At 64.4% G+C, this 15,958-nt stretch carries 12 protein-coding genes and 1 tRNA gene; 4 read left to right on the top strand and 9 right to left on the bottom strand.

The features are described from left to right. Positions 1 to 119: 119 nt before the first annotated feature. From AC5QPF_RS12870 to AC5QPF_RS12855, 4 genes are all read right to left on the bottom strand, one after another. Positions 120 to 989: a helix-turn-helix domain-containing protein gene (locus tag AC5QPF_RS12870; protein ID WP_494963574.1), complete on the bottom strand. Its 870-nt coding sequence runs from the start codon at positions 987 to 989 to the stop codon at positions 120 to 122. 126 nt (positions 990 to 1,115) lie between these two features. After that, positions 1,116 to 1,742: a LysE family transporter gene (locus AC5QPF_RS12865; RefSeq protein ID WP_494963573.1), complete on the bottom strand. Its 627-nt coding sequence runs from the start codon at positions 1,740 to 1,742 to the stop codon at positions 1,116 to 1,118. Between the two features lie 29 nt (positions 1,743 to 1,771). Continuing rightward, complete coding sequence (locus tag AC5QPF_RS12860; RefSeq protein ID WP_494963572.1) at positions 1,772 to 3,061, bottom strand: DnaJ domain-containing protein; 1,290 nt, start codon at positions 3,059 to 3,061, stop codon at positions 1,772 to 1,774. A 3-nt stretch (positions 3,062 to 3,064) separates the two neighbouring features. Then, positions 3,065 to 4,756 carry an Hsp70 family protein gene (locus tag AC5QPF_RS12855; RefSeq protein WP_494963571.1) on the bottom strand — a complete coding sequence of 564 codons (1,692 nt, stop codon included), beginning with the start codon at positions 4,754 to 4,756 and terminating at the stop codon, positions 3,065 to 3,067. 318 nt (positions 4,757 to 5,074) lie between these two features. On the opposite strand from AC5QPF_RS12855, the gene AC5QPF_RS12850 reads away from it, so the two are divergent. Further along, positions 5,075 to 5,149, top strand: a tRNA-Gln gene (locus AC5QPF_RS12850). 304 nt (positions 5,150 to 5,453) lie between these two features. Further along, positions 5,454 to 7,160, top strand: a complete 1,707-nt coding sequence (locus AC5QPF_RS12845) for an amidase (RefSeq protein WP_494963570.1) — start codon at positions 5,454 to 5,456, stop codon at positions 7,158 to 7,160. A gap of 129 nt (positions 7,161 to 7,289) precedes the next feature. On the opposite strand, the gene AC5QPF_RS12840 is transcribed toward AC5QPF_RS12845, so the two are convergent. The 3 genes from AC5QPF_RS12840 to AC5QPF_RS12830 form a co-directional block, all read right to left on the bottom strand. Then, complete coding sequence (locus tag AC5QPF_RS12840; RefSeq protein ID WP_494963569.1) at positions 7,290 to 7,550, bottom strand: hypothetical protein; 261 nt, start codon at positions 7,548 to 7,550, stop codon at positions 7,290 to 7,292. Positions 7,551 to 7,608: 58 nt separating this feature from the next. After that, positions 7,609 to 7,707 (bottom strand): hypothetical protein, encoded by a 99-nt coding sequence (locus AC5QPF_RS12835; RefSeq protein ID WP_494964165.1) that lies wholly within the window; start codon positions 7,705 to 7,707, stop codon positions 7,609 to 7,611. A gap of 98 nt (positions 7,708 to 7,805) precedes the next feature. After that, positions 7,806 to 7,934 carry a hypothetical protein gene (locus AC5QPF_RS12830; protein WP_494963568.1) on the bottom strand — a complete coding sequence of 43 codons (129 nt, stop codon included), beginning with the start codon at positions 7,932 to 7,934 and terminating at the stop codon, positions 7,806 to 7,808. A 44-nt stretch (positions 7,935 to 7,978) separates the two neighbouring features. Between AC5QPF_RS12830 and AC5QPF_RS12825 the strand changes: the two genes are divergently transcribed. Both AC5QPF_RS12825 and AC5QPF_RS12820 read left to right on the top strand, forming a co-directional pair. Then, a complete protein-coding gene (locus AC5QPF_RS12825) occupies positions 7,979 to 9,484 on the top strand; it encodes an amino acid permease (RefSeq protein WP_494963567.1) in 1,506 nt (501 codons plus the stop codon). A 117-nt stretch (positions 9,485 to 9,601) separates the two neighbouring features. Then, entirely contained in the window at positions 9,602 to 10,345 is a 744-nt protein-coding gene (locus AC5QPF_RS12820; protein ID WP_494963566.1) for an RHS repeat-associated core domain-containing protein, read from the top strand. 79 nt (positions 10,346 to 10,424) lie between these two features. Here AC5QPF_RS12820 and glgB read toward each other — a convergent pair whose 3' ends face one another. Together glgB and treS are read right to left on the bottom strand one after the other, a co-directional pair. Continuing rightward, positions 10,425 to 12,641 carry a 1,4-alpha-glucan branching protein GlgB gene (glgB, locus tag AC5QPF_RS12815; protein ID WP_494963565.1) on the bottom strand — a complete coding sequence of 739 codons (2,217 nt, stop codon included), beginning with the start codon at positions 12,639 to 12,641 and terminating at the stop codon, positions 10,425 to 10,427. Next, positions 12,642 to 15,953 carry a maltose alpha-D-glucosyltransferase gene (gene treS, locus AC5QPF_RS12810; protein WP_494963564.1) on the bottom strand — a complete coding sequence of 1,104 codons (3,312 nt, stop codon included), beginning with the start codon at positions 15,951 to 15,953 and terminating at the stop codon, positions 12,642 to 12,644. Between the last annotated feature and the right edge of the window lie 5 nt (positions 15,954 to 15,958).

Raw genomic sequence — 15,958 nt, 5'->3', positions numbered from 1 at the left:
TGCTGATGGCCTCATCGCGGGCAACGCCCGCTCCCACAAGGATCGCGAACGCCGCATAACCTTGTGGGAGCGGGCGTTGCCCGCGATGAGGCCCTCAAGACCGGCAGAAAACCCGATCCCTACCCCCGCTTCAAGGTCGCCTTCGGATACTCCCCGAACAACCCATGGTACGACTGGGAAAACCGCCCCAGATGCCAGAACGACCAGCGCATCGCCACCTCCGCCACCGTCACCTGCGCCGGATCCGCTGCCAGCAGGTCACGCCGCACCGCATTCAGCCGGCGGTTGCGCAGCCACACCGTCGGCGGCATGTCGGCATAGCGCATGAACGACTGCTGCAGATGCCGCACCGACACCCCCGCCGCTTGCGCCAGGTCGAGCACGCCGAAGCTGTCCTGCGGGCAGTCGTTGACCACTTCCTTGACCCGCTCCACCACCCGCCGCGCATGGCACTCGGCGCGGCCACGGCCGCCCACCTCCATCGCCTCGTCGAGCAACTGGAAGCAACCGTCGGCAAGCTGCTGGGCGAACCCGGGCGCCTCCACGTCGACATGGCCCTGCACGGCATCCGCCAGCACCCCGCACAGCGAACTGGCGAAGGTGCTGCAGCCGGACGAACGCAAGGGTTGCAGGATCAAGGGGTGGAACTCGCTGGCGGAGCGGTTCCAGGCCGCCGGCTGTTTCAGCACCACGGCGACTTCCCGGTAGTTTTCCGGGGTCACCCAGGCGTTGCGGGTCTGGCCGTCGAGCAGGTAGAGGGCGTTGTCGCTCATGTCGAAGCTGAACACCAGGGCGTCCGCCGGCGCATGGAATTCCTGCTCGACCCGCAGGTTCATGCGCTCCTCGTAGAGTTCGACATCGGCACTCTCGGCATGCACCAGGCGCCCGTGGAAGCGCCCGGCGGACATCTGCGTGTACTGTTCCTGCCAGCCCGGCAGGGCCACGCGGTGTTCGTTCACCTCGTGGGCTTCCAGTACCTTGATCGTCATGCACGCACCCCGGATCTTTATTCGAATTCTTGTCCGTTGCCTGGCCCAGGAGTTCCTGGGCCAAACGCCGTCAAGAATAATAAACAGGGATAAGCCGAGTCAAAGCACCGATGATGATCGGCGCGGTTATTTCTGGCTCAGCGCGACCACTGACACTCCGGAAGCGACGAAGGTGACGCCGGCGCCGATATTCAGGCCGTTGACCACCCGCGGGCGGTTGCGGATGGCGTTGGTCAAGCTGGTGGCGAACACCCCCATCAGGGCGAAGCCCACTGCGGTCAGCATGGCGAACCACAGGCCATAGACGAACATCTGCACGGTTACCGACCCCAGTTGCGGATTGACGAACTGCGGGATGAAGGCCAGCACAAACAGCCCCGGCTTGGGGTTCAGCGCCGCCGAGAGGAAGCCTGTCAGGAAAATGCTGCGCAAGGGCTGCCGGGCCGCCGGGGCGAAGTTGATCAGGTTGCGCGAACGCAGCACCTTGATCCCCAGCCACAGCAGGTAGCCAGCACCGATCAGCTTCACCACCCAGAACGCCACGGCGGAGGTCTGCATCAGCAGGGTCAGACCCAGGGCCGCGGTGGTGGTGTGGAACAGGATGCCGGCGCCGGACGCCACGCCGGAGATGATTGCCGCCAGGCGGCCCTGACTGAGGCCGCGGCCGATGGCCAGGAGGTTGTCGGGGCCGGGGGAGATCACCAGCAGCAGGCAGGCGGCGGTGTAGGTGAGCCAGGTATCGAGCGGGAACATGGGCGGAACTCCTTTTCGTTCGATGGCAATTACCAACCGGCTTCCTGGGTTGGCCGGGTCAGCGACAGGTAGACCCTGCTCCACGGCCGCGGAACGCGGTCACGCAGGGTCGCATCGGTGAGGTACAGCGAGAACGCCAGCAGCAGGAACGGCACCGCGCGCTCCCACCACGGCTGGGTCGCCAGCATCGACGCGGCCCCCACCGCCAGCACCACGACGGGCAGCACATGGCGCAGGACCAGCAGGCCAGCACCACGTCGGTACAAGCCTGCAGGCAACAGTACTCGGCTCAGCGAGATATCCACGGATACCAGCCATGTCGCAAAGCGAGAAAGGACGGAATACACCCCAATGCAGAGAGCACCGCCAACAAGGGAAAAGAGCAGCCGCAGAACCACATCGATAGTCGTCCAGCGCCACCTGGAAAGATCGTCCTGCAGCAGCATGACGGTGCCGTACATCAACCAGATGTACACGAACAACGGCCCGAAACTGCGCGGCAGCCAACGGCGCCAGCCCTCCTGGACGTCCAGCCCCAGCCTTTCGCACAGCGTCTGGCTCTGGCTCTCCACCTGATCGGAAACCCGCAGGCAGTGCTGCCACTCGCTCTCCGTGAAGCTGTCCGCCAGGCGTCGTCGATGCAGGTCGTCGAGATCGTTGAAAACGAACGACAGTGCACGCTCCGGCCGCGGTCCGTCCAGGTCGCGGCGCAAGCCTTCGAGCTCGGCCACGGCCGTGCAACGGTCGAGCAAGCGGTGCCAGCGCCAGGGTTCGCAGGGCAGATGACCTCGGGCATCGTCCCAGCCCAGCAGCCGGGAAATCCGCTCGAACAGCGCGGGCGACCAGTGCTCGCTGTACTCCAGGAGCTCCAGCAAGTGCTCCTCGAATTGCTGGCGCCGGTCGAAGGACAACAATGCCTCGCTGTTCAACAGCCCAGGCAACACCTCCATCAACTGCCGCTCGCGCCCTTCCTCCAGCCATTGGCGGATCAGGCTCATGGAGATTTCCGGCTCAGGTACCGCAGCGAGGTGGTAGTCCGCCGGAATCTCTGTTGCCGGCAGCAAGGCCGGGGGCGGCGCTTGCTCCTGCACAACCGCAGCTTCGGCCAGAAGCGGCTGCGCGACGTCGCCGTCCTCCTCGCTTTCGTGTTCCGCCCGCCAACGCGCCTCGCCCAGCGCCGACTCGTAAGCCTCGCGCAGACGCTGGAACGCCTCGGCATCCTCGTCGGGGCGGTGGACTTTCAAAAGCCGGGCATAGGCGCGCTTGATCGCCCGCTCGTCGGCGTCGGCCTCCAGGCCCAATACTTCCCAGGCATCCACGTCTCAGCCCTCCCGCTCGAACTGGGCCAGGTGTTCGAGAACACTGGTGTAGGCCTTGCGAACCTCGCGGTCATCCTGGCTCTCCAGCGCCTGCTGGAAGTAGTTCGCCAACTGCGCGATATAGGCACGGCGATCACCGAGGTGTTCCTGGTACAGGCGCTCCAGTCGCGCCAGCAGCAGCGTATTGGCCTGCTGGTCGCGCGGGTGCACCTTGAGCTCCTGCAGCGCAGCCAGGCGTTCGGCGATCTGCGCTTTGTCCAGCACGCCGGGGTTGTTCTCGATCACCAGCGAACGGGTTTCACCGTTGATCGGCAGGTACACCTGGGCTTCCAGCAGGCCGTTGTTGTCGTAGGTGAAGCGCACGTCGAGATCGACTTCGCCGGCACGGCGCTTGGGCACCGGGATATCCAGTTCGCCAAGGAAGATGTTGTGCTGAACCAGGCGGCCTTCGCCCTGGAAGATGCGCACGATCACGTGCTCCTGGCCGTCGGACAGGGTCGAGACCATTCGCGAACGGCTCACCGGCACCACGCTGTTGCGCTCGATGATCGGCAGGTAATGCCCACTTTGGTAACCCTGCCCCATCTGCACCGAGGTCTCGATGCCCAGGGTGTAGGGACACACATCGGTCAGCACCACCTCTTCCAGCGAGGCGTCGCGGGCCTTGAGCGCGGCCTGGATCGCCGCGCCCTGGGCCACCACTTCGTCCGGATTCAACTGCATCGCCGGGATGCGCCCGAACAGCGAGGCGACCAGCTTGCGGATCAGCGGCATGCGCGTGGTACCGCCTACCAGCAGCACCTCGCTGAGCTCCGCCGCCTTGATCCGGGCATCACGCAGCGCCCGTTCGATAGGCGCGCGCAGCCGGTCGAGCAACGGTTTGACCACCGTGGCCAGGTCGTCCTGGGTCAGCTCCAGGGACCACTCGCGACCATCGTCGGCCAGGGTGAAGCGAGCGCTGCCGGCTTGCCCCAGGGCGTGCCGCACCCGCTGTGCCTCACGGCGCAGCCTTTGGGCCAGTTCCGGCCGGGTGACATCGGGCAGATCCTGGGTGCCGATGCGCTCGACGAAATGCGCCACCAGTGCATCATCGAAGTCCTCGCCACCGAGGAAGTTGTCACCGGCGCTGGCACGCACCTCCATCACCCCTTCGAACAGTTCCAGCACCGACACGTCGAAGGTGCCGCCGCCCAGGTCGAAGACCAGAAAGGTGCTTTCCTCGCGCTGGTGCAGGCCGTAGGCCAGGGCGGCGGCGGTGGGTTCGTTGATCAGCTTGTCGACCTTCAGGCCGGCCAACTCGCCGGCAATGCGCGTGGCCTTGCGCTGGGCATCGCTGAAATAGGCGGGAACGCTGATGACTGCTTCCGTGACCGGCTGGCCCAGGGCCCGCTCGGCATCGGTCTTGAGGCTGCGCAGCAGCATCGCCGAGAGTTCTTCGGCGCGATAGGCGCGCGCGCCAAGGCGCGTCTCGCGGGCGCTGCCCATGTCGCGCTTGAACAACGCGGTGGTGAGTTGCGGGTGGGTCTGCAGGCGTTCCCGGGCGATATCGCCGACCACCAACTGGCCCTGGTCATCCAGGCCGACCACGCTGGGGGTCAACAGGTTGCCGAGGGCATTGGGCAGCAGGCGGGCGGATTCGCCATCCCAGGCGGCGACCAGACTGTTGGTCGTACCCAGGTCGATACCGATGATCATGGTCACTCTTCCTTGCGGTGAAGCAGCGGCGGTCCGTGCCAGGCCCGCGCTGCGGGGCCGTTCATTAGATCGGCACCGATCAGGCGAGTAAAGAGAGTACGTCGGAAATAGCCTATTACCTTGTACGAAATAGCCCAGCCAGACTTCTGCCTCCCGGGTCCCGGAGTAAGTCGCTGTTTTAAAACCTGTTTTTTTGCAAAAAAGGCTTCACAGACGTAACAAATGTTGTTAAATTGCCGCCCATCCTGCAACGGACCCCAGCGTCCATCGTTTCAGCAGCAGGATTCTGCATCAGGATGATCCTTCATCCGTCGCAACAGGGGCGTCGCCAAGCGGTAAGGCAGCAGGTTTTGATCCTGCCATGCGTTGGTTCGAATCCAGCCGCCCCTGCCATTTCTCTTCTTCTATTCTTCCCTCCTTTTCGGCTTCCCGTGCATCGGCACAGGACGATCAGCTGTTCATATTTTTCGACATACCAACCGGCTAAAGTGCGGGTCATCGGCTATTTCATTGGGTTTGCATCACGCCCCATTCCCTTGTCGAGCGCCAAGTGTTAAAAATATCACCCGCTTTAGGCCTAGCCGTTGTGTAAAACCACACAACGGGGTATCCAACGAGAAAACAATTTGAAAAGCGTGATGTCCCTGCGTGGGGGAATCCCCTTCCCTGTTACCTGTCAGCCACCGGAGCAAGCTGCATGATCGAGGTCACCGAAGTTTCCATTGCCCAACTGCGTGCCGCGCTCGAGTCCGGCCAGACCACGGCGGTCGAGCTGGTCAAGGCCTACCTGGCCCGGATCGATGCCTACGATGGTGCCGACACCCCGACTGCCCTGAATGCCGTGGTGGTGCGCAACCCCGAGGCGCTCAAGGAAGCCGAAGCCTCCGATGCCCGCCGTGCCCGTGGCGAAACCCTCGGCCCGCTGGATGGTATTCCCTACACCGCCAAGGACAGCTATCTGGTCAAGGGCCTGACCGCCGCCTCCGGCAGCCCGGCCTTCGCCGAACTGGTAGCCTATCGCGATGCCTTCACCATCGAGCGCCTGCGCGCGGCCGGGGCGATCTGCCTGGGCAAGACCAACATGCCCCCCATGGCCAACGGCGGTATGCAGCGCGGCGTCTATGGCCGGGCGGAAAGCCCGTATAACGCCGCTTACCTGACCGCGCCGTTCGCCTCCGGCTCGTCCAACGGCGCCGGTACCGCCACCGCTGCCAGCTTTTCCGCCTTCGGCCTGGCCGAGGAAACCTGGTCCAGCGGCCGCGGCCCGGCCTCCAACAACGGCCTGTGCGCCTACACCCCGTCGCGCGGGGTGATCTCGGTACGCGGCAACTGGCCGCTGACCCCGACCATGGACGTGGTGGTGCCGTACGCGCGAACCATGGCCGACCTGCTGGAAGTCCTTGACGTGGTGGTCGCCGAAGACACCGACACCCGCGGCGACCTGTGGCGCCTGCAGCCCTGGGTGCCGATCCCGAGCGTGGCCTCGGTGCGTCCGGCCTCCTACGCCGAACTGGCAGTGGGCACTGCGTTCCTGGCCGGTAAGCGCCTGGGCGTGCCGAAGATGTACATCAATGCCGACGAAGCCGCCGGCACCTCCGAAGAGCCGGGTATCGGCGGCCCGACCGGCCAGCGCATCAACACCCGAGCCTCGGTGATCGAGCTGTGGAAAGAGGCGCGCCAGGCCCTGGAAGCGGCCGGTGCCGAAGTCATCGAGGTGGACTTCCCGCTGGTATCCAACTGCGAGGGTGACCGTCCGGGCGCACCGACCGTGTTCAACCGCGGCATCGTCTCCAAGGAATTCCTGCACCATGAACTGTGGGACCTGACCGCCTGGGCCTTCGATGATTTCCTGCAAGCCAACGGCGATCCGAAGCTGAACCGCTTGGTGGATGTCGACGGGCCGAAGATCTTCCCCCACGACCCGGGCACCCTGCCCAACCGCGAGGGCGACCTGGCCGCGGGCATGGACGAATACGTGAAAATGGCCGAACGCGGCATCACCCCGTGGAACGAGATTCCGACCGTGCCGGATGGCCTGCGCGGCCTGGAGCAGACCCGCAAGCAGGACCTGGAAGACTGGCTGGATGCGCAGGGCCTCGACGCCGTGCTGTTCCCTACCGTTGCCGACGTGGGTCCGGCGGATGCCGACGTCAACCCGGAGTCGGCGGATATCGCCTGGAGCAACGGTATCTGGGTGGCCAACGGCAACCTGGCGATCCGTCACCTCGGCGTGCCGACCGTGACCGTGCCAATGGGCGTGATGGGCGATATCGGCATGCCGGTGGGCCTGACCTTCGCCGGCAAGGCCTATGACGACTCCAACCTGCTGAAGCTGGGGGCGGCGTTCGAAGCTACTGGCAACCGGCGGATGATTCCGCCGCGTACTCCGGTGCTGGGCGAGTAAGCCAGGCGGTAAATCTGTGGGGGCTGGTCGGACGCCATCGCGGGCAACGCCCGCTCCCACAGGGTTCTACGGTGCACGCGATCCTTGTGGAAGCCAGCATTGCCGGCGATGAGGCCATCTGCCGCGCAATCAGTCCGCCCCGCCCTCCTCCAACCGCTTCGCCGCCTCCACCCCCGCACTGCTCAGCTTGATCGGAAACACTACGCTCGGCTCATGCCCTTCCACGGTCACTGGCTGGCCCTGGATCAGGTGGCGTTCCTGCAAGGTCTTGAGCATCCCCGCCACCGCCTTCTCGCCGCGGTAGTTGTCGAGGACCTCCTTGCCCAATCCCTCCGGATGCGCGTGCAGCAGACGGGTCAGGACTTCACGCTCCAGTTCATCGTTGCTCATGGTTGCCTCTCTTGGTGGGTGGTCGTTGTGCGTGTGACCGCCTCCCGCCGACGGAGATTCAACCGGATCGACGCCCTGCCAGTTCATCCAGCAGCACCCTGCCCCGAGGCCTGTCGCCCAGGCCGCTGTCGGCATTGATATGGCCGAGCATGCCCACTTCAAGGAAACGGCTACCCCAGGCTTCGGCGCAATGACGACTGTAATCGAGGCTGGCGTAGGTTTGCCTTGTGGTCTTTTTTGTACAGAGAGCCAGCCTCACCCGTACTGGTAAATCAGATCCGCCACCGTCACCGTCACCGTCAGCTTCTTAACATTCACCTGCGCCTTCAGCCTGGCTTCTGCGCGCTGAATCGTTACTTCAGCGCTGGCGCAACGGTGCTGCATGGTCTTGACTCATCGACTCCCGCCCCTCGCCAAGGAAGGTCGCAATGAGCACGCCCAGCGATGCAAAACTCAGTGTCGGCGCCCTGACCGCGCTGGTGGTCGGCTCGATGATCGGTGCCGGGATCTTCTCCCTGCCGGCCACCTTCGGCCGCGCCAGCGGCGGCTTCGGCGCGATCATCGCCTGGCTGATCGCCGGCTCCGGGATGCTCATGCTGGCCTTCGTCTTCCAGACCCTGGCCCGGCGCAAGCCGGACCTCGACTCGGGCATCTACGCCTACGCCAGCGCCGGCTTCGGCAACTATCTGGGCTTCGCCTCGGCCTTCGGCTTCTGGGCCGGGACCTGCATCGGCAACGTCTCCTATTTCATCCTGATCAAGTCGACCCTGGGCGCGTTCTTCCCGGTGTTCGGCGACGGCAACACGGTGATCGCCATCGTCGTGTCCTCGCTGCTGCTGTGGGGCTTTCACTTCCTGGTGCTGCGTGGCGTGCAGGAGGCAGCGGTGATCAACAGCATTGCCACGGTGGCGAAGATGATCCCGATCCTGGTGTTCATCATCGTGGTGGCGGTGGCCTTCGACCGCGAACTGTTCGCCGTGAATTTCTGGGGCAACCTCACCGCGATCGCACCGGACCCGGACCTGGCACATCTGGACGACTACGGCCGCATCGGCCACGCCGCCGCCGAGTTGGCCGTGCTGCCCCAGCAGTCACTGTTCGAACAGGTGCGCAGCACCATGCTGGTAACGGTGTTCGTCTTCCTGGGCATCGAGGGTGCCAGCGTGTATTCGCGCTATGCGCGCAATCCGAAAGATGTGGGCATCGCCACGGTGCTGGGCTTCGTCGGCGTGCTGTGCTTGCTGATCCTGATCACCCTGCTCAGCTACGGCGTGCTGTTGCGTCCGGAACTGGCTGCGCTGCGCCAGCCGTCCATGGCCGGGGTACTGGAGATGATCGTCGGGCGCTGGGGGGCGATCTTCATCAGTATCGGGTTGATCGTCTCGGTGCTCGGCGCCTTCCTGTCCTGGACCCTGCTGGCGTGCGAGGTGCTGTATGCAGCGGCCCATGACAAGGCCATGCCGGTGCTGTTGACCCGGCAGAACAGTCATGGCGTACCAAGTACGGCATTGTGGCTGACTACGCTATTCGTGCAGTTGTTCCTCGTCCTCACCTTCTTTACCGAGGCGGCCTTCACCCTGGCCCTCGAACTGACCAGTTCTCTGACCCTCGTCCCCTACTTGCTGGTGGCGGCCTACGCGGTGAAGCTGGCGCGCAGCGGCGAAAGCTACGAGGACGGGGTCGGGCGTCGAAAGGATCTGCTGGTCGCCCTGCTAGCCACCGCCTACGCGGTGTTGATGGTGTTCGCCGGTGGCTTGAGATATCTGCTGCTGTCGGCGCTGATCTATGCGCCGGGAACGCTGCTGTACTTGAAGGCCCGGCACGAGCAGGGTCTGGCTGCGTTCAGCGCACGGGAGCGGATAGTATTCGCGGCGGTGTTGCTGGGGGCGATCGTGGCGCTGGCGGGATTGCTGGGCGGGTGGATCGCGCTGTGAGGCCGCGACCTGGTATTTCTGCTAGCTGCCGATGATCCCGGCGCTTGCTAGCATGCGACGAGTCCTGTCGGTGGAGGGCCGCCTCCATCGCGATCGCACACCAGGAGTGACCCGGCCATGCACATCGCTTCCCGTCCCAGGCTCCGGTCAAAGCTGGGTTTCAATGGCGAATACTCGGAACGCCACGCCGTTCAGTTGCTCGGTAGCTACCGGGCCTACAATCCAGTCTTGATGCGCTTCCACAAACCGGACAGCCTGAGTCCATTTGGCAACGGCGGGTTGAACACATACACCTATTGTCTGGGCGACCCGGTGAATCATTCGGACCCTACAGGTCACCTGACGTATGACCAATGGACCCAATCAATTCCAGCCAAATTGGCGATCTTCCCGCTGGTAGCCGCAATAGCCACTGCCGCGACGTGGTTTATCATGCCGAAGGGCAAAGCCAAAGACGCAATAGGCATAGCATCGGCGGCGCTGTTGGGCACTGCCCTCGTGCTCGCTGGGACCCCCCTGCTGAAACATGTAATGCCCAACACCTACCCCAAGATCGCTAATCGACTTCTCGGGAGACCGAGACTGTCAACACCCCGGAATGAAGCCAGTCCGCGTGAAAGCATGAGTCACGCTTTCGAGATGTCTACCCATCACCCTGCCCTGGCAGGAACGAATGTCGGCCAAGCCTCCACGACAGGCTCCATGCCAGACCTTCCAGATATGCCTCCTTCCTACAAGGAAGTGAAATACACCGTCCTGCCTCCTTCTTACGAAGAATCGATAGCTAACCTCCCGCCCCCCTACAGTCCGGTAACCGCCACAAAAACTGCCAACAAGATGATCCGCGACACCAGCCTTTGACAACCACTGGAGACCGGAAGCCGAGCCGGTCATACCAGCCTCGCGCATGCTCACAGGAACTGACGTCCTCTTCAGGAATCTACCTGGCCGGCCGCAGGATCAGCACCCCCAACGGCGGCAGATTCAGCGCCAGCGACAGAGGCTGCCCATGGCTGGGGACTGCACTGCCCTCCACCACCCCTTCATTGCCGAAATTCGACCCGGCATAGCGCTGCGAATCACTGTTGAAGACCTCGTCCCAGCGCTCGCCGAACGGCACGCCGATGCGATATCCCTCACGCGGCACCGGGGTGAAGTTGGCCACCACCAACAGTGGTTCGCCACTGGCGCTCCAGCGCAGCCAGGCATACACGCTGTTGTGCGCATCATCACCGATCAGCCACTGGAAGCCCTGCGGCTGGCAGTCCTGTTCATGCAAGGCGCGCTCTTCCCGGTACAGGCGGTTGAGATCGCCGACCAGGCGCTGCACCCCGAGGTGTTCGCCGTACTGCAGCAAGTACCAGTCCAGCTCACTGTCGTGGTTCCACTCGCGCCACTGGCCGAACTCACAGCCCATGAACAGCAGCTTCTTGCCCGGATGGCACCACATGAACGCCAGGTAGGCCCGCAGGTTGGCGAATTTCTGCCAACGGTCACCGGGCATCTTGTCGATCAGCGAGCGCTTGCCGTGCACCACTTCGTCGTGGGAAATCGGCAGGATGAAATGCTCTGAATAGGCGTAGATCAGCCCGAAACTCATCTCGTTGTGATGGTGCTGGCGGTGGATCGGGTCGTTCTGGATGTAGTGCAGGGTGTCGTGCATCCAGCCCATGTTCCATTTGTAGGCGAAGCCCAGCCCGCCCTGCTGCACCGGCTGGCTGACCCCCGGCCAGGCCGTGGATTCCTCGGCGATGATCAAGGCTCCCGGTACTTCCAGGCTGACCACCTCGTTGAGGTGGCGCAGGAAGTCGATGGCTTCCAGGTTCTCCCGCCCGCCGTGGCGGTTGGGAATCCATTCGCCGGCCTTGCGCGAGTAGTCGCGGTAGAGCATCGAAGCCACCGCGTCGACCCGCAGCCCGTCGACATGGAACTCGCGCAGCCAGTGCAGCGCCGAGGCCAGCATGAAGCCGTGCACCTCGGTGCGGCCGAGGTTGTAGATCAGCGTGTCCCAGTCCTGGTGGAAGCCCTCCAGCGGATTGTCGTATTCATACAGCGCGGTGCCGTCGAAGCGGCTCAGGCCATGGCTGTCGGTGGGGAAATGCGCTGGCACCCAGTCGAGAATCACGCCGATGCGCGCCTGGTGGCAGGCATCGACGAAGGCGGCAAAATCCTCCGCCGTGCCGTAGCGGGAGGTCGGCGCGAACAGCGACAGTGGCTGGTAGCCCCAGGAGCCGCCGAACGGGTGCTCCATGATCGGCATCAGTTCGATATGTGTGAAGCCCAGCTCCTGTACATAGGGAATCAGGCGCTCGGCCAGTTCGCGCCAGTTGTAGAAGCGGCTGACCTCCCCCGCCTCGTCCAGCTCGCATTGCCAGGAGCCGGCATGCAGCTCGTAAATCGACAGCGGCGCATTCAGGCCCTGTCGCTCGCCACGCTCGCGCAGCCAATCCTGGTCGTTCCATTCATGGGCGAGCGGCCCGGCGACCTTCGACGCAGTGCTCGGCGGCAGCTCCGTGGCGCGGGCCAGCGGGTCGGCCTTGAGCGGCAGGACACCGTCATGCCCGAGTACTTCGTACTTGTAGGTTTCGCCAGCGCGCAGGCCCGGGATGAACAGTTCCCAGACTCCGCTGGCATGGCGCAGGCGCATCGGGTGGCGACGACCATCCCAGTTGTTGAAATCACCCACCACCGAGACCCGCCGCGCATTCGGCGCCCATACCGAGAAGCGCACGCCCTCGACGCCGTCCACCGTCAACGGCTGGGCGCCGAAGCGGTTGGCCAGATCACGATGGTTGCCTTCGCTGAACAGGTAGAGGTCCATGTCGCCCAGTTGCGGGCCATAGCTGTACGGGTCTTCGGTAACCTGTTCGCCCCCGGCCCAGTTGATCCGCCAGCGATAGGACGGCGGCGCGCCATCGAGGTGCGCACTGAACAGCCCCGGTACGCTGCCCTGGGTCAATTCGGCGAGCACTTCGTCGTTGTCCCGTCCCAGCGCTAGCACGCTGAGGGCTTCCGGCAAATACGCACGAAGCCAGGTGCCTCCTGCACCATCAGCGTGCGCGCCCAGCACCGCGAACGGATCGACATGCCTGGCATTGACCAGGTCATCGATGTCGCCGCGGCTCAGTCCGCCGTATTCCTTCTTGTGCACGCTCATCTACTGCTCTCCCCAGGTACTGACAAGCCCGTGCAAACCATGCAAGGGCACGGCCAGCCAGCTCGGGCGGTTTTCTGCTTCATAGGCGATTTCATAGGCAGCCTTTTCCAGGCTGAACAACTCCAGCGCGGCCTGCTCGCCGCCCTCCTTGAGCCAGGCATGCGGCAGGCTGGCGGTGGCCAGGCCATAGGCCTGGACGAAGGCGTGCCGCGAAGCATGCAGGTAGCGCTTGGCAACCCGTTGGCGCGCCTGCTGGTTGTCCGCCAGCGCACCGGCGCCGGCAGCACCGCGCAAGGCCATCGCAGCAGCGTAGTCGAAGGAACGCAGCACGCCGCTGACATCCTTGTACGGACTGTGCCGGGCACGGCGCTCGTCCAGCGGCCGCGCCGGCTCGCCCTCGAAGTCGATCAGGTAGGCATCGCCCTGCACCACCAGAACCTGGCCCAGGTGCAAGTCGCCGTGGACGCGCATAACCAGACCGCCTTCGGCCTGCTGCGCCAGTTGGCCGACCTCGCGCAGCAAGCCGTCGCGCTGCTGTTCGAGGTCGTCGACCAGGGCCTGGCTTTCCTCGTCCAGCTCGGCGCGGTGCTGCACCAACAGGTCCAGGGCCGTGCGCAACTGCTCGGCAATCTGCTCGCCCCAGCGCTGGCTGTCGGCGCTGTCACTGATGCGGGTCTTGAAGGCCTCGTCGTCGGTGGGCAAGGACAAGGCCTGATGCATCTCGCCCAGGCGCTGGCCGAGCAAGGCGGCGAAACCGGTGAGGTCGTCGAGTGCATCGGCAGCGTGCGTTTCACCCAGTTGCGGCGCTTCCAGTTCGTCGCGAATGGCCCGTTCAAGGTTGTTCTGGGTCCAGTCCCAGGCATCGCCCTGGTTGTTCAGGTAGCCCTGGGCGATGGCCAGCAGGTGCGGCTCGCCGGAGGCATCGACGCGGGTCAGCCAGCCCAGCAGCGGCGAAATATTGGCGAAGCCGACGGCGGTCAGGTAGGCGCCCATTTCCAGTTCCGGGTGGATGCCGCCGTTGACCCGACGGATCAGCTTGAGCACCAGGCTGCCGCCCACCACCACCGAGCTGTTGGATTGCTCGGCGGACAGGTAGCGCACCTCGGAGTGCTCGTTGAGTCGCAGGGCGGCCAGTTGCGGCGTCGACTCGAACTGCAGCTCGCCATCGCTGCCGTCCAGGCGCACATGCTGCTGGAACGCCTGGAGCAATTCACGGATGAAGGTGTCGAGACTGAAGCCGTCGGTGATAAAGCCCACCTGGCGCCCGCGCCGTACCCGTGCCAGCGCCAGTTGCTGGGGCAAGGCGCTGTGGATCTGCTCTTCGCCGACCAGGCCGAACGGCAGGAAATAGCGCCGACGCTGGCCGCCGCTGTCCACCTCGATTTCGCTGATCAGCACCGGGCTGGTCGGTGTGCCGAAACGCACGCCGTAGGCCAGGTGCACCTTTTCCATGGTCGCGTCCTTGCCGGCGAACCAGCGCCGGTTGGGCAGGTACTGCGGCAGGATGTTCTGTTCCAGAGCCTGCCGGGCCGGAGCCTCCAGCAGCTCTTCCATGCGTTTCTTGACAACCAAGGTGGTGAACTCCGGCAGGGGCTGCGAGGCCTCGACGTGCCAGTTCGGCATCTGATCCTTCGGCGCGAGCAGAAACCAGTAGAAGCCATAGGGCGCGAGGGTCAGCAGGAAAGGAAGATGACCAATGGGCGGGAAGGCACAGCCGCCAAGCATTTCCACCGGCACGCGATCGATGAACGGCGCCAGGTCCAGCTCGACGGCCTGGGCCGCCCGGGACACGTTGGCCACGCACAGCACAGTCTCGCTGACGCCATCGGGCCCGGTGTATTCGCGCAGGTAGGCGAGGATGCGCCGGTTGTTCGGCGCGAGCATTTTCAGACTGCCGCGACCGAAGGCCTTCTGCTGCTTGCGCACCGCCAACAGGCGGCGGTTCCAGTTCAGCAGCGAATGCGGATCCTCGGTCTGGGCCTCGACATTGATCGTCTGGTAACCGTACTGCGCATCCATGATCGGCGGCAGCACCAGGCGCGCCGGGTCGGCGCGGGAAAAACCGCCGTTGCGGTCGATCGACCATTGCATCGGCGTGCGCACGCCGTCGCGGTCGCCGAGGTAGATGTTGTCGCCCATGCCGATCTCGTCGCCATAGTACAGGGTCGGCGTGCCCGGCATGGACAGCAGCAGGCTGGTGAGCAGCTCGACGCGGCGCCGGTCACGCTGCAGCAGCGGCGCCAGGCGGCGGCGGATGCCGAGGTTGATCCGCGCGCGGCGGTCGGCAGCGTAGTAGTTCCACAGGTAGTCGCGCTCGCGATCGGTGACCATTTCCAGGGTCAGCTCATCGTGGTTGCGCAGGAAGATAGCCCATTGGCAATTGGCCGGGATTTCCGGGGTCTGGCGCAGAATGTCGGTGATCGGGAAACGGTCTTCCTGGGCCAGCGCCATGTACATGCGCGGCATCAGCGGAAAGTGGAAGGCCATGTGGCATTCGTCGCCCTCGCCCTCACCGAAGTACAACTGGGTGTCCTCCGGCCACTGGTTGGCTTCGGCCAGAAGCATGCGGTCGGGGTAGTTGGCGTCGATCTCGGCGCGGATCTGCTTGAGGACCGCGTGGGTTTCCGGGAGGTTCTCGTTGTTGGTGCCGTCGCGCTCGATCAGGTACGGGATGGCATCCAGGCGCAGGCCGTCGACGCCCATGTCGAGCCAGAAGCGCATGACCCCGATCACCGCCTGCATCACCCGCGGATTGTCGAAGTTGAGGTCCGGCTGGTGCGAGTAGAAGCGATGCCAGTAGTACTGTCCGGCCAGCGGATCCCAGGTCCAGTTGGACTTCTCGGTATCGAGGAAAATGATCCTCGTGCCGTCGTATTTGTCATCGGTGTCGGACCACACGTAGAAGTCCCGCGCCGCCGAGCCGCGCTTGGCGCGCCGGGCCTTCTGGAACCAGGGGTGCTGGTCCGAGGTATGGTTGATGACCAGCTCGGTGATCACCCGCAGGTTGCGCTTGTGCGCCTCGGCGATGAAGCGGCGCACGTCTGCCATGGTCCCGTAGTCGCCGTGCACCGCTTTGTAGGCGGCGATGTCGTAGCCATCGTCGCGCCGTGGCGAGGGGTAGAACGGCAGCAACCACAGGGTGTTGACCCCGAGATCGGCAATGTAGTCGAGCTTGGCCAGCAGGCCAGGAAAGTCGCCGATGCCATCGTTGTTCGAATCGAAGAAGGACTTCACGTGGATCTGGTAGATGATCGCGTCCTTGTACCAGAGCGGATCATTGATGAACGCTGCCGGTCGGGATTTCTTCGCCATGCTCG

The sequence above is a fragment of the Pseudomonas sp. Con_6 genome, from assembly GCF_059379395.1.
The sequence above is the reverse complement of the archived record's forward strand: the minus strand, read 5'-3'. Positions and strand labels throughout refer to the sequence as shown.

Coding starts and splice junctions, on each gene's coding strand:
- AC5QPF_RS12870 (WP_494963574.1), bottom strand. CDS start 989: ATGACGATCAAGGTACTGGAAGCCCACGAGGTGAACGAACACCGCGTG.
- AC5QPF_RS12865 (WP_494963573.1), bottom strand. CDS start 1,742: ATGTTCCCGCTCGATACCTGGCTCACCTACACCGCCGCCTGCCTGCTG.
- AC5QPF_RS12855 (WP_494963571.1), bottom strand. CDS start 4,756: ATGATCATCGGTATCGACCTGGGTACGACCAACAGTCTGGTCGCCGCC.
- AC5QPF_RS12845 (WP_494963570.1), top strand. CDS start 5,454: ATGATCGAGGTCACCGAAGTTTCCATTGCCCAACTGCGTGCCGCGCTC.
- AC5QPF_RS12840 (WP_494963569.1), bottom strand. CDS start 7,550: ATGAGCAACGATGAACTGGAGCGTGAAGTCCTGACCCGTCTGCTGCAC.
- AC5QPF_RS12830 (WP_494963568.1), bottom strand. CDS start 7,934: ATGCAGCACCGTTGCGCCAGCGCTGAAGTAACGATTCAGCGCGCAGAA.
- AC5QPF_RS12825 (WP_494963567.1), top strand. CDS start 7,979: ATGAGCACGCCCAGCGATGCAAAACTCAGTGTCGGCGCCCTGACCGCG.
- AC5QPF_RS12820 (WP_494963566.1), top strand. CDS start 9,602: ATGCACATCGCTTCCCGTCCCAGGCTCCGGTCAAAGCTGGGTTTCAAT.
- glgB (WP_494963565.1), bottom strand. CDS start 12,641: ATGAGCGTGCACAAGAAGGAATACGGCGGACTGAGCCGCGGCGACATC.
- treS (WP_494963564.1), bottom strand. CDS start 15,953: ATGGCGAAGAAATCCCGACCGGCAGCGTTCATCAATGATCCGCTCTGG.